The sequence below is a fragment of the Microbacterium esteraromaticum genome, from assembly GCF_028747645.1.
GTDB lineage: Bacteria > Actinomycetota > Actinomycetes > Actinomycetales > Microbacteriaceae > Microbacterium > Microbacterium esteraromaticum_C.
The window spans coordinates 2034770-2047945 of sequence record NZ_CP118100.1; the positions used below are offsets into that span (position 1 = coordinate 2034770).

Annotated in this window: 12 protein-coding genes; 6 read left to right on the plus strand and 6 right to left on the minus strand. The window is 70.0% G+C overall.

Annotated elements, in window-relative coordinates:
- Positions 1-17: 17 nt before the first annotated feature.
- From PTQ19_RS09560 to PTQ19_RS09585, 6 genes are all read right to left on the minus strand, one after another.
- A complete protein-coding gene (locus tag PTQ19_RS09560) occupies positions 18-1118 on the minus strand; it encodes an FAD-dependent oxidoreductase (protein WP_274367141.1) in 1101 nt (366 codons plus the stop codon).
- Positions 1105-1839, minus strand: a complete 735-nt coding sequence (locus PTQ19_RS09565; protein WP_274367142.1) for a methyltransferase domain-containing protein — start codon at positions 1837-1839, stop codon at positions 1105-1107. The genes PTQ19_RS09560 and PTQ19_RS09565 overlap by 14 nt, the downstream gene beginning before the upstream one ends.
- Positions 1829-2992, minus strand: a complete 1164-nt coding sequence (locus PTQ19_RS09570; protein ID WP_274367143.1) for a type III polyketide synthase — start codon at positions 2990-2992, stop codon at positions 1829-1831. Before PTQ19_RS09570 ends, PTQ19_RS09565 begins: the two co-directional genes overlap by 11 nt.
- A 125-nt stretch (positions 2993-3117) precedes the next feature.
- Positions 3118-3741, minus strand: coding sequence for a CYTH domain-containing protein (locus PTQ19_RS09575; protein WP_274367144.1), 624 nt, complete (start codon positions 3739-3741; stop codon positions 3118-3120).
- A complete protein-coding gene (locus tag PTQ19_RS09580; RefSeq protein WP_179410503.1) occupies positions 3731-3946 on the minus strand; it encodes a response regulator in 216 nt (71 codons plus the stop codon). The genes PTQ19_RS09575 and PTQ19_RS09580 overlap by 11 nt, the downstream gene beginning before the upstream one ends.
- Positions 3947-4017: 71 nt before the next feature.
- On the minus strand, positions 4018-4488 hold the full coding sequence (locus PTQ19_RS09585; RefSeq protein ID WP_206820242.1) for a prepilin peptidase: 471 nt from the start codon (positions 4486-4488) through the stop codon (positions 4018-4020).
- Positions 4489-4612: 124 nt separating this feature from the next.
- On the opposite strand from PTQ19_RS09585, the gene PTQ19_RS09590 reads away from it, so the two are divergent.
- The 6 genes from PTQ19_RS09590 (at position 4613) to PTQ19_RS09615 (ending at position 13112) form a co-directional block, all read left to right on the plus strand.
- Positions 4613-5383 (plus strand): hypothetical protein, encoded by a 771-nt coding sequence (locus PTQ19_RS09590; protein WP_274367145.1) that lies wholly within the window; start codon positions 4613-4615, stop codon positions 5381-5383.
- Complete coding sequence (locus PTQ19_RS09595; RefSeq protein WP_274367146.1) at positions 5383-6939, plus strand: DNA polymerase Y family protein; 1557 nt, start codon at positions 5383-5385, stop codon at positions 6937-6939. Before PTQ19_RS09590 ends, PTQ19_RS09595 begins: the two co-directional genes overlap by 1 nt.
- Positions 6939-10346, plus strand: a complete 3408-nt coding sequence (locus PTQ19_RS09600) for an error-prone DNA polymerase (RefSeq protein WP_274367147.1) — start codon at positions 6939-6941, stop codon at positions 10344-10346. The genes PTQ19_RS09595 and PTQ19_RS09600 overlap by 1 nt, the downstream gene beginning before the upstream one ends.
- Positions 10347-10432: 86 nt before the next feature.
- On the plus strand, positions 10433-10861 hold the full coding sequence (locus PTQ19_RS09605) for a pyridoxamine 5'-phosphate oxidase family protein (protein WP_206549571.1): 429 nt from the start codon (positions 10433-10435) through the stop codon (positions 10859-10861).
- A gap of 215 nt (positions 10862-11076) precedes the next feature.
- Positions 11077-12600, plus strand: a complete 1524-nt coding sequence (locus PTQ19_RS09610; RefSeq protein WP_274367148.1) for a SulP family inorganic anion transporter — start codon at positions 11077-11079, stop codon at positions 12598-12600.
- A 131-nt stretch (positions 12601-12731) separates the two neighbouring features.
- Positions 12732-13112, plus strand: a complete 381-nt coding sequence (locus PTQ19_RS09615) for a YybH family protein (protein ID WP_274367149.1) — start codon at positions 12732-12734, stop codon at positions 13110-13112.
- Positions 13113-13176 lie beyond the last annotated feature (64 nt).

Below are 13176 nucleotides of genomic sequence, written 5' to 3' on the forward strand. Positions count from 1 at the left end.
CGCGTTTTCGGGCGCTGTCAGATCCCGCGCATCGTCACCAGCGCCGCGGCGGCGTTCCGCAGCGGCGCCGCTCCCATGAGCCGAATCGCGCCCTCGCGCGCGTGTTGTCGGATGCCACGAGCCGGCGCCCCCATCGACATGTAGAACGTCGCCCGGCGCTGCACGTCGGCGGCGGCCCGCGCGGCCCGGCGTTCGTACGCGGCGAGGCCGCCCGGACCGCTCTGCCCGAGCGCATCGGCCAGGACTCGGGCATCCACCCAGCCCAGGTTCATGCCCTGCCCGCCGATCGGGCTGATCTCGTGCGCGGCATCGCCGAGCAGCACGACGCGACCCGCCACGGTCCGCGCGGCGCGGTGCTGGGCGGCGGTGAACGCGCTCGGCGCGACGGGCGTGATCGCGATGCCCGTTCGCGTGTGCACCGCGCGCGCGAAGTCCTCGCCTGACAGCGCGGGCACGCCCGGCGGGTGCCGTACGACCCAGCGCCGGCGCCCGCCCGGCAGCGGGAAGGATTCCACCAGTCCCTCGGGTTCGCAGTACAGCCGCGCGACCGCTGAGTCGTCCGCGTCGGCAACATCGACCATCGAATAGCGCGCCGTGCCGCCGCGACGACGCCAGCGGATGCCCAGCGCCGCACGCAGCCCGCTGTGCACGCCGTCGGCGGCGATCAGGAGCGACGCGTGCTCGGATGTCTCTCCGGCCGCGCCGCGCAGGCCGACGCTCACCCCACCCCTGTCCTGACTCACCTGAGTGACGTCACAGTCCGTGCGCACCTCGACGCCGAGGGCGTGCAGTCGTTCCCGCAGCAGCGCGACCGTGCGTCGTTGGGGCAGAATCCGCACGGTGCGCTCCGCGGGAAAGGCGATGGATGCCAGCATCCGACCGCGCGCATGCACCTCGCCACGTTCCAGCGCGACCGCCTCGGCGCGCAGGGCTGTGCCGACGCCGGCGGCATCGAGGGCGTCGAGTCCGGGCGGGTGCACGCCGATGGCGCGCGTGCGGTCATCGGTGCCGGTGCGCCGTTCGCAGATCACCACGTGGGCACCGCGCGCGCCGAGCAGGCAACCGAGCAGCAGGCCCACCGGTCCGGCGCCCGCGATGATCACGTCAGGGCGCCCCATGGGGCGCCTCCCAGCGCAGCAGCAGGCGCGCCGGCATCCGCTTCTCGACGCGCCAGCCCGGCGGTACGCGCGCGGCGAGCTCGGCGCGCGTGTAGGAACGTCGGATGCTGGTGAGCCCGTCGGCCCGGATGTACGACCCGGCCAGTACGTTGCCGGCGACTGGCCAGGTCGCGGCGGCGAACAGCGCGTACGCGGTTCGGCTGCGGGCGATGTCGCTGTGCTCGGCGACCCCGCCGGTGCGCACGAGCCGACGCGACTCGGCCAGCAGTGCGTGCAGTCCGCTCTCGGTCAGGTGGTGCAGCACGTGATTGGACAGCACGATGTCGTATTGGTCCCCGGCGTCGACGAGGTCGGCACTGGAGGTGCAGCGCCACTGCACCAGCCCCTCGGGGTCGGCCCGGGTCGACCACTCCACCGCCCGCGGATCGATGTCGACTCCGGTCACCTGCGCGGGGTGCCCGTCCCGCCGTAGGCGCCGCGCCAGGGCGAGTGCCAGGTCGCCTCCGCCGCAGCCGATGTCGAGCACGCGCAGCGCGCCGCCGCAAGCGCCTCGCCGGGCTCTCGGGCGCACGAGGCGCCGGTACAGACCACGCGGATCCGAGACGACGGCGTTGACGGCCGCGAAGCGCGCATAGGTGCGCGCCAGCATCCGCGGGTCGGCATCGGCGGCATCCATCTGCTCCCGCGCGTCGACGGCGCGCACGCGCAGATCAACCGCCACCGGTCCCGCCGATCACGGTCAGCATGGCGCTCTCTGCCGTCAACCCGGGCCCGAACGCCATCGCGGCGACACGCTGTCCGGCGAGCGCGTCGGGGTCATCGAGGATGCGCTGCAACACGAACAGCACCGTGGCGCTGGACATGTTGCCGCAGGTGCGCAGCACCTCGCGAGCCGGATGCAGCTGCCCGTCGCTCAGCTGCAGGCGCCCCTGCACCCGATCGAGGATGCTGCGCCCACCGGGGTGGATCGCCCAGTGCTGCACGGCTGCGCCGATCCGTCCATCGTCGAACGCCTCGACCAGTGCGTCCTCCGCGGCCCACAGCGGGCGCAGCGCCTCGTCGATGTTCTCGCCGATCAGCTGCGGCACCGCGGTCGAGAGCACCATCTCGAAGCCGCTGTCGCCGATCGTCCAGGCCATGTCGTCCTTGCCGTCGGGCACGATCGCGGTGTGGAACCCGTCGAGTGAGAAGGCGGGCACGTCGGTCTCAAACGATCGGGCCGTCACCAGGGCGGCAGCGGCGCCGTCCGAGAACAACGATGACGCGATGATCGTGTCGGGGTCGTCCGACGAGCGCAGATGCAGCGTGCACAGTTCGACGCTGACGACGAGCACCACAGCGGTGGGGTCGGCCAGGCAGAACTGCGTCGCCGCGCGCAGCGCGGGCATGGCCGCGTAGCATCCCATGAATCCGAGGTGGTAGCGCTGCACGGCATCCGACAGTCCGAGCCCGCGCACGATCGCGTAGTCGGGTCCCGGCGCGTGGAATCCGGTGCACGAGACCGTGACGACGTGGGTGACGTCGGATGCCGTGATGTCGGGGTCAGCGGCGATCGCGCCCTGCGCCGCCGCGACGAAGAGCCGGTCGGCCTCACGCGCGTAGGTCTCGTTGCGGGCCTTGGTGCCGGGCACGAGCAGAGCGCCGGACTCGCGGTCGTAGAACTGCGGGTCCGGCGCATCGGCGGTGAGGTCGAGCTCGGTGAGCACGGTGTGTCTGGTCTCGATTCCCGAACCGTCGAACGAGGCGGTCACGAGCCGTTTGGTCAGGCGTGAGATCCCGGGCTGACCGGCGAAGACGTCGCGGACGGCGCCCTGCTCGAGCGGCACGTCGGGGACGAGGGTCTGCAGGGAGCGGAGCTGGACGTGTGGGCGCATGGCCCCACTGAAGCACGCCACCCTGCCCGGGGAAAGGGCTTGTGCGCGAAGCCGCCGTGTGCGTTACCGTCGTGCACGTTTCCCAGGTGAGCGTTGCCGAGGTGAGCGTTGCCGAGCGGCCGCCGTCAGAGCCCGAGTGCGCGGGCGAGCTTCGAACCCGACGAGGGCGGACGCCCACCTGCCGCGGCGACCGCACGTTCCACGGCGTCGAAGAACACGGCGCGTCCGTGCTCGTCGGCCGGCGCCGCGGGCCCCAGCTCCATCTCCCATTCACGCCATGCGCGCCGCACCTGCGGCTCGGCGCGCAGATCGGTGGCGCGCACCCGGTCGTCGACGAACTCGGCGATGACACCGTCGGGGCCGCTGAGCAGGTAGGCGGTCCGGGAGTTCTCGATGCGTGCGAGGGGGGTCAGCTCGTCGGTGGTCCATTGCGCGACGAACTCGGTGACGGCCTCGGGAATCCGTCCGTCCTCGTCCAATGGCCAGCCGAGTTCGAGGCGGCCGTCGCCCTGGCGCGGGCCCTTGACGTGCCACCCGGCGTCAGTCCCCCCGGTACGGCGCCGCAGGGCGACCCCGTTCCGGGCCAGTACGGCATCGGCGGTGTCGAGGTAGCGGGCATCCAGTTCGCGGGCTTCTCCGGCGCTGACCGAGGTGACACCGGGCACATCCGTCCAGACGGGCAGCGCGGTGTCGGCGTCGGCGTCGTACTTGCGCTCGACCTCGAACGTGCGCTGCGGGTCAGTCGTCACTGGGCGTGATGTCGTCGCTGGCCTCGGCGAACCAGAAGGCCACCTCGGTGGGGCCGTCGTCGGCTCCCGTATGGGTCGCCTCGCCTTCGCGCCGGTACATCACCTGCGTTTCGCTGTAGGGAACGATCAGGGTCTGCTGCTCGACATCGTCGAGCGGAAGGATCTGCCCGTCCAGCGGGCCGCCGTGGAGTCGTGCGAGTGCCATGTGCTCACCATAGCGCCGTGTTCGCCGATCGGGGTGGGTTTCCTCGTATGGGCGGGTTTGCGTCTGCCACGTCAGGCCAGGCCGATGGCGAGGACGGCCCCGATGATCATCCAGGGCCCGAAGGCGATGCGGGTGTGCCGGTTCGCGCGGCGCAGCAGCATGAGCACGATGGCGTAGAGGGCTCCGAGCAGGAACGCTGCGGCGGCGCCGAGCACCAGCACCTGCCAGCCGTGCCAGGCGAGGACCAGCCCGATCACGGCCGCGAGCTTCACGTCACCGCCGCCCATCCCCTGCCGCGAGATCAGGTGCATGACGGCGTAGAAGGCGCCGAGCGCGAGCCCACCCAGCAGTGCACGCACCAGCCGTTCCCCGTCTCCTGTCGCGAGCGCCTCGATGATCGCCAGCAGCACGAGCGCCCCGAGCGTCGGCAGGACGATGCGGTTGGGCAGGCGGTGCGTGCGGGCGTCGATGACGATCAACCACGCGCCGATTCCCGCCAGGGCGAGGTGCACGACGATCACGGCGATGGAGTGGAGGGACACCCTCGCAGGCTAGCGATCGGCGCGTCTGCTCGGGCCGGGCTGTGGATAACCACGAATGTCGGATGTGCGAACTAGCGTTCGAGGTGGACTTGAACTGTTCGAACATGTATTCGAGGATGGGTGTATGCCTGACGGAGCGATCGCGACGACGATGACCTCCCCCGCCGACCGACGGGCCGGAGAGATCCTCCGGCTGCGCCGGGAGATCGGGCGCATGCAGCGCCGGCGCAGCGACGATGCCGTGATCCCGGTGGATGCCGCCCTGCAGGACCTGCTCCCCGAACGGGGCCTGCACACCGGGGCGGTCTATTCGGTCTCGCCGTCACCGAGCCTGATCTTCGCCCTGATGAGCGCCTCGTCGCGTCGCGGCGGCTGGTGCGCGGCGGTCGGCATGCCGACACTGGGACTCGAGGCCGCCGCCGCCTTCGGCATCGACCTCTCGCGGCTGATCCTCGTGCCCGATCCCGGCGATCGGTGGCTGGCGGTGGTATCGGCGCTGGCCGAGGTGGTACCGCTGATCGCGATGAGCCCGGGCTCTGCCGTGCGCGATCAGGAAGCCGCGCGGCTCGCCGCCCGGTTGCGCGATCGCGGATGCACGCTGCTGAGCACCGCGCAGTGGCCGCAGAGCGAGGGGATGATCAGCCTGCACGACCCGCAGTGGGAGGGGATCGGTGAGGGCTGGGGGCTGTTGTCGGACCGTACGGTCACGGTGACGGCGCAGACCCGCACCTCGCCGCGCCCGCAGAGCCTGCAGGTGCGGCTTCCCGGCAGTCTGGGCGGCATCGAGCCGGCGCCGATCGCCCCTGTCGCGCCTGTTCTGCCTGTCGCACCTGTGCGCCGCATCGACCGCGAGCAGACCCCGCTGCCGAACCATCCGAGCTGGGCGGTGGCCTGATGGATGCACCGAGCAGAATGCACGTGCTGTGGTTCCCCGACTGGCCGTTGCGCGCGGCGCTCGGGGCTCCGCCGCCGCACCCGCCCACCGCTCTCGTGCACGGCAACACTGTCGTGGCCTGTACCGCGTCGGCGCGCGAGCAGGGTGTGCGCATCGGCCAGCGCCGCCGACTGGCGCAGGGTCGTGCGCCCGCGCTGCGCATGATGCCGCACGACCCTGCCGTGGACGAACGCGCCTTCGTCCCGGTGCTGCGTCTGATCGAGCAGCATGTGCCCGGTGTACATCTGCTGCGGCCGGGGCTCGCGGGCCTGCGCTCGCGCGGGGTGTCGCGCTACCACGGCGGCGAGGCCGAGGCTGCTTCTGCGCTGCTCGCGGTGCTCGGCGAAGCGGGGTACCCCGAGGTTCGGATCGGTGTCGCCGACGGGGCGTTCACGGCTGAGCTGGCAGCGCGCACTGCGGCCGGCACCGAGGGCGCTCCTGCCTGGGTGGCCGTCCCTCCCGGGGGGTCGCGCGACTTCCTCGCCCCACTGCCTCTGCCGGTGCTCGGCGATGAGGCGCTGACCGGGTTGCTGCACCGGCTCGGCATCTCGACTCTCGGCGGTTTCGCCGCGCTGGACGCCGTCATGGTGCGCGATCGGCTCGGCGAGCAGGGAGCCCGGTTGCACGCGCTGGCCGGGGGCGCCGATTCCCGTCCGCTCTCGAGCCGTCCGCCCGATCCCGAACTGTCGCGCACGGTCGAGTTCGACACCCCCTTGGCGCAGTCGGATCAGATCGCGTTCGCGGTGCGTCAGACAGCGGATGCCGTGCTGCTCGGCCTCGCCGACGCCTCGCTGGTGTGCACCGAGGTGCGCATCGACCTCACCGATGACGACGGGGGCGTGTTCTCGCGGCCCTGGCTGCATCCGACCTGCTTCGACGCGAGTGAACTGGTCGACCGGGTGCGCTGGCAGCTCGAAACGCTCATCGAGCGCACACCCGTTGCAGAGATCGACGCCGCCCGATCGTTCCGCGGGATCGTATCGGTGCGGATCGCCCCGCTCTCGGTCGACGACGCCGCCCGCCATCAACCCGGCCTGTTCGGTTCGGGCACCGATGAGCGTCTGCATCACGCCGTCTCACGTGTGCAGACGTTACTCGGCCACCGTGGAGTGGTCACGGCGACGGTGTCGGGCGGGCGCATGCTCACCGATCGGCAGGTGCTGACACCCTGGGGCGAGCGACCGGTGCTCGAGCGCGACCCCGCCCTGCCCTGGCCAGGACGCCTGCCGGGCCCCCTGCCCGCCGAGGTGTTCGCCCCCGCGCACCCGATCACCGTGACCGCGTCTGACGGCCAGTCGGTCGCAGTCGATGGACGCGGGGAGCTGTCGGATCCCCCTGCGCTGCTGGAGGGCAGCGAGATCGTCGCCTGGGCGGGCCCTTGGCCGTTGCACGAGCGCCGGTGGGACGGCGAGCGCGCGAAGGCCGGGCACCGCTTCCAACTGGTGGATGCGCGGCAGCGTGCATGGCTGGTGTTCTGCTCCGAGGGTCGGTGGTGGGCAGAGGGGCGGTACCGCTGATGGCTGGCTGGAACAATCCGAAGCTCTCCTGGGCCGAGCTGGAGCGCACGCTGAGCGCTCCCACTCGCGAGCAGGCACCGGCATCCGCCGAGCCCTCCCCGAAGCGTGCCGATCCCGGTCCGTTGAGCAGGCACCGCCCTCCTGTCGTGCCTCCGCCGCGTTCCCGTCCGGATGATGCCGTGCCGTACGCCGAGCTGCACGCGCACAGTTCGTTTTCGTTCCTCGACGGGGCCTCCTCCCCCGATGATCTGCTCGCCGAGGCCGAGGCGTTGGGCCTCACCGCACTGGCGATCACGGATCACGACGGCTTCTACGGCGCGGCGCGTTTCGCCGAGGCCGCTGAGCTCACCGGGGTGCAGACGGTATTCGGCGCCGAGTTGTCGCTCGATCTGCCCGCCCCGCAGGGCGGTGTGCCCGATCCGGTGGGTGATCATCTGCTGGTGCTGGCCCGCGGCGTCGAGGGATATCACCGCCTCTCGGGGGCGATCACCCGCGCCCAGTTGCGTGGTGGCGAGAAGGGGCGCCCGCTGTACGACCTCGATGATCTTGCGGCCAGCGCCGACGGGCAGTGGACGATCCTGACCGGCTGCCGCAAAGGAGGTGTGCGGCGGGGGCTCGCCCAGGGCGATGCCGAGACGCCGCTGCGCCGGCTGATCGATCTGTTCGGGCACGACCAGATCGCCGTCGAGCTGATCGACCACGGCGATCCGCTCGACACGCGTCGCAACGATGCTCTCGCAGACCTCGCCCGTGAGCTGCGGTTGCCGGTGGTCGCCACGAACAACGTGCACTACGCGGGGCCCGACCGGGCCGGGCTCGCCGAGGCGGTCGCGGCGGTACGCGCGACCCGCAGCATGGACGATCTCGATGGCTGGTTGCCCTCACACGGCAGCGCGCATCTGCGCAGCGGCGCCGAGATGACCCGTCGCTTCCGCCGTTACCCTGGGGCGATCGAGCACGGCCTGCGGATCGCCGCGGAGTGCGCGTTCCCGTTGCGGCGAGCGCGCCCTGCCCTGCCGCAGACGCCCGTTCCCGAGGGGCACACCACCATGAGTCATCTGCGCGCGCTGGTGTGGGCCGCCGTACCGCACCGATATCCGCGACTCGATGACGAGGGGCGGGCGCGCATCGCGCGCGAGCTCGACGTGATCGAAGAGAAGGACTTTCCCGGGTACTTCCTGATCGTGCACGAGATCGTCGAAGAGGCCCGTCGTCGTGGCATCCTGTGCCAGGGCCGGGGGTCGGCGGCGGCGAGCGCGGTCTGCTATCTGCTCGGCATCACGGCGGTCGATCCGATCCTGTACCGGCTGCCATTCGAGCGGTTCCTGGCGACCACCCGCGAAGAGGAGCCCGATATCGATGTCGACTTCGATTCCGGCCGGCGCGAAGAGATCATTCAGTGGGTGTACCGGCGCTACGGGCGCGAGCGCGCGGCGCAGGTGGCGAATGTCATCCAGTACCGGCCGAAGAACGCGGTGCGCGACATGGCCAGGGCGCTCGGGCACTCCCCCGGTCAGCAGGATGCCTGGTCGAAGCAGGTCGACGGATGGGGCGCAGGAATCGAGGCGTCCGCCGACACCGACATCCCCGCTGATGTGCTCGGCTACGCGGGTGAGCTGCTGAAGGCGCCGCGGCATCTGGGCATCCATTCCGGCGGCATGGTGCTCACCGCCCGCCCGGTCGGCGAGGTCGTGCCGGTCGAGAACGCCCGCATGGCCGATCGCACGGTGATCCAGTGGGACAAGGACGACGCGGCGTGGATGGGGCTGGTCAAGTTCGACCTGCTGGGGTTGGGGATGCTCTCGGCCCTGCAGCACAGCTTCGATCTGATCGCCCGGGCCACGGGCGAGCGCTGGACGCTGCAGACGCTGCCCAAAGAGGAGCCCGCGGTGTACGACATGCTGTGCCGGGCGGATTCGATCGGGGTGTTCCAGGTCGAGTCCCGCGCGCAGATGGGGTTGCTGCCGCGGTTGCAGCCCCGGCAGTTCTACGAGTTGGCGATCCAGATCGCGCTCATCCGGCCGGGCCCGATCCAGGGTGGTGCGGTGCATCCGTTCGTGCGCCGCAAGCTGGGGCACGAGAAGGTCACCTATGCCCATCCGGCGCTGGAGCCGGTGTTGCGGCGCACGCTGGGCATCCCGGTGTTCCAGGAGCAGCTGATCCAAATGGCCACCGTGCTCGGCGATTGCACGGCCGATGAGGCCGATCTGCTGCGCCGGGCGATGGGATCGAAGCGGGGGCTGGAGCGGATCGATCGCATCCGCGCATCGCTGTACCGGGGCATGGCCGAGAAGGGGCTGGTGGGCGATGCCGCCGACCGCATCTACGCGCAGATCCAGGCGTTCTCGAGTTTCGGGTTCGCCGAGTCGCATTCGCTGTCGTTCGCGCTGCTCGTGTACGCCAGCTCATGGGTCAAGCTGCACTATCCCGCCGCGTTCCTGGCGGGGCTGCTGCGGGCTCAGCCGATGGGGTTCTACTCGGCGGCGTCGCTGACCGCCGATGCCCGACGGCACGGCGTGCAGGTGCTGCGCCCCGATCTGCACGCCTCGTCCGCCACCGATGACCTGGCGCTGCTCACGGATGCGGCGTCACCGGGGCCGACCGGCTTGGATTCCTGCCGACGCACCGTCGATCCGCCCGAGCCGCGCCCGTTCGACCGTGATGCGCCGGATGAGTCGGCCGCCCACCGCCGCGACGGCCGGTTCGCCGTGCGCCTGGGGCTGGCCGGTGTGCGTGGGATCGGCTCAGCCCTGGCCGAACGCATCGTCGCCGCGCGGGAGCAGCACGGTCCCTTTCGAGATCTGCACGATCTGGTGCGGCGGACGGATGCCACGGCGGCGCAACTGGAGGCGCTGGCCACGGCCGGAGCCTTCGACTGCCTGGGGATCAGCCGGCGCGAGGCGATCTGGATGGCCGGGGCCGCAGCCCAGGATCGCGCCAGGTTCCTGCCGGGCACTGCTGTATCGGTGCAACCGCCTCTGTTCGCCGACCAGAGCAGTCATGAACTGCTGGCGGCGGATCTGTGGGCGACCGGCATCTCGACAGACGACCACCCCATCACGCATTTCCGTGCGGCGCTGGCCGAGCGTGGGGTGCTCTCGTCGGATCAGCTGCGCTCGCATGAAGAGGGGCGCCGTATTGAGGTGGCCGGTCTGGTCACCCACCGGCAGCGTCCGGCGACCGCGAGCGGCATCACCTTCCTGAATCTGGAGGATGAGCACGGGCTGGTCAACGTGGTGTGCTCGATGGGGGTCTGGAACCGGTATCGGCGGGTGGCGCGTGATTCACCGGCGCTGATCGTGCGCGGCATCCTGGAGCGCTCGGTCGAGGGCGTCATCAACGTGCTCGCCGATGCGTTCGAAGACCTGCGCACCGGTGTGACGCACCGGTCGAGGGATTTCCGCTGAGACGAGCGAGGGCCTCTTCTCGAAGAGACAACCTCATCCTCAAAAAAGACCTCGCGCGACCACGCCGATCGGCGTAGCTTCAGAGCATGAGCATCGATGCTGCAGACCGAGCCGCCGTCGCCCACTTCGTCCGCGTCTGCGGGTCGGGGGTCGTGGCAACGGTCGGAGAGCAGGGCGAACCGCAGGCGGCGTATGTCGTGATGTACGCCGGCGATGATGCGGTGCTGGTGTTCGACGCGGCAGTCGACTCGCGCAAAGTTGCCAACATCGCCCGCGACCCGCGCATCGCCGTGGCCGTGACCGGTGCCGCTGTCACCGTGCAGCTCGAGGGCGAGGCCCGCGCGACGCAGGGTGCGGAGCGCGCCCGGCTCGGCGAGGAGTACTGCCGCCACTTCCCGAGTTCACGCGCCCTCGATGACGGATACGCGCTGTTCGCCGTGGACGTGCGCTGGGTGCGTGTGTACGACACCGGCAGCCACCCGCCGCATGTGTCGGAGGCACGCTGGGGCTCTTGAGCCCGGTCGCCCCATCGGTGTGAGGGGCCGGTCGCACGCACGTGTTCGAGGGGGGTATCCGAGCGCCTGCGTTAGGGTTGACGTTCACGCCCGCATGATCTGGCGGGCTTCATTCCGACCGAAGACCCCAGCGGGATCCTGTCGGGCGCGCGCAGAGCGCACACTCACTCTTCGATGTGTCACATCGGCCCCACCCCACCCTGGAGGCACGCCTCATGACGACAGCTGCCACGACCGCCGACGACCGGAATCGGTATCGGCCCGAGCCCTCAGTACTCACCGCGCTGAAGACCCCGCGCATCCTCACGCGCGAAGTCCTCGCCGGTCTCGTCGTGGCGCTGGCGCTGATCCCCGAGGCGATCAGCTTCTCGATCATCGCCGGAGTCGACCCCAAGGTGGGCTTGTTCTCGTCGTTCATCATGGCTGTGACGATCGCGTTCGTCGGCGGACGCCCCGCGATGATCACCGCCGCGACGGGCGCGATCGCGCTCGTCGTCGCGCCACTCACCCGCGAGTACGGCATGGACTATCTCATCGCCACCGTGCTGCTCGCCGGGGTGTTGCAGATCGTGCTCGCCGCGCTCGGGGTCGCGAAGCTGATGCGATTCATCCCGCGCAGCGTCATGGTGGGATTCGTCAACGCTCTGGCGATCCTCATCTTCACCGCGCAACTGCCGCATCTGATCGACGTGCCGTGGCTGGTGTACCCGCTCGTCGCGGTGGGCCTGCTGATCATGGTGTTCATGCCCAAGCTCACCAAGGTGGTCCCCGCCCCGTTGGTGTCGATCGTCATCGTCACCGCCGCCGTGCTCGTCTTCGCGATCAGCGTGCCCCGGGTCGGCGACGAGGGCGAGTTGCCGCGTAGCCTTCCCGAGCTGTTCATCCCGAACGTGCCATTCACCTTCGAGACCCTGTCGATCATCGCTCCTTACGCTCTCGCGATGGCGCTGGTCGGCCTGATGGAATCCTTGATGACCGCGAAGCTCGTCGACGACGTCACCGACACGCACTCGAACAAGACTCGGGAGTCCTGGGGCCAGGGCGTCGCAAACCTCGCTTCGGGGATGTTCGGCGGCATGGGTGGCTGCGCCATGATCGGGCAGACCATGATCAACGTCAAGGCCTCGGGTGCTCGCACGCGCATTTCGACCTTCCTGGCGGGGGTGTTCCTGCTGATCCTGATCGTGGTGCTCGGCGACGTGGTCGCGATCATCCCGATGGCGGCGTTGGTCGCCGTGATGATCATGGTGTCGGTCGGTACCTTCGACTGGCACTCGATCAGGCCGTCGACGTTGAAGAAGCTGCCGAAGAGTGAGACGGCCGTCATGGTCATCACTGTCGCGGTGGTGGTCGCTACGCACAACCTCGCCATCGGTGTCGTGGTCGGAGTGTTCGTCGCCAGCGTCATGTTCGTCCGCCGCGTCGCGCACCTTGTCGACGTCAAGCGCGAGGTCGTCGACCAGGACGGTACTCAGGTCGCGCACTACACCGTGGAGGGCCAGCTCCTGTTCGCCTCGAGCAACGACCTGACGACGATGTTCGAGTACGCCGGCGATCCCGAGCGCGTGGTGGTCGATTTCTCGAAGTCTCATGTCTGGGACGCATCGACCGTCGCGGCACTCGACGCCATCGAGACGAAGTACGAGCAGCATGGGAAGAGTGTCGAGTTCGTCGGCATGAACGATTTCACGAGTGCATTCCATGCTCGGCTGACGCGAGGCCTCGGCGACGGCCTTTGATCTGAACGCATCACGGCAGTGCGCCGAACCTCTGGAGTTCTCGGCTGACGAATCTGTCACACGTTCCGCCATCGGGCGTCTTCCTCTGTACAGGCCGTTCTGCGGCATCCACTCACAGCGAAAGAAGCACCATGACGAACAAGGTCACCACCCTCGACACCCTCAACCTGGCCTTCGCGGAGCGGTTCAACGCCCGCGATCTCGACGGCCTGATGGCCCTCAATGCCCCCGATGTCGTCTTCGTGCCGGCACCGGGGCAGCCCGTGCAGGGCGAAGCGGCCGTTCGCGGCGCGCTGGAGCAGTTCCTGTCGCTGAATCTGCCGATCACGATGACCGTCCGTCACGTCTTCCAGACCGGTGAGGCGGGTCTGGCGGTCGCCGACTGGACCATCGAGGGCACCGGCCCCGACGGGTCGCAGATCGCGCTGTCGGGCACCACGGCAGACGTTGCCGTGCACGACGACGAGCATGGCTGGCGCTACGTCATCGACAACCCGTTCGGCACGGCCTGATCGCACCGAACGTGTGGGCGGTGTTCCGAACGGAACACCGCCCCTCTGCGTTCACCGGTCGGCG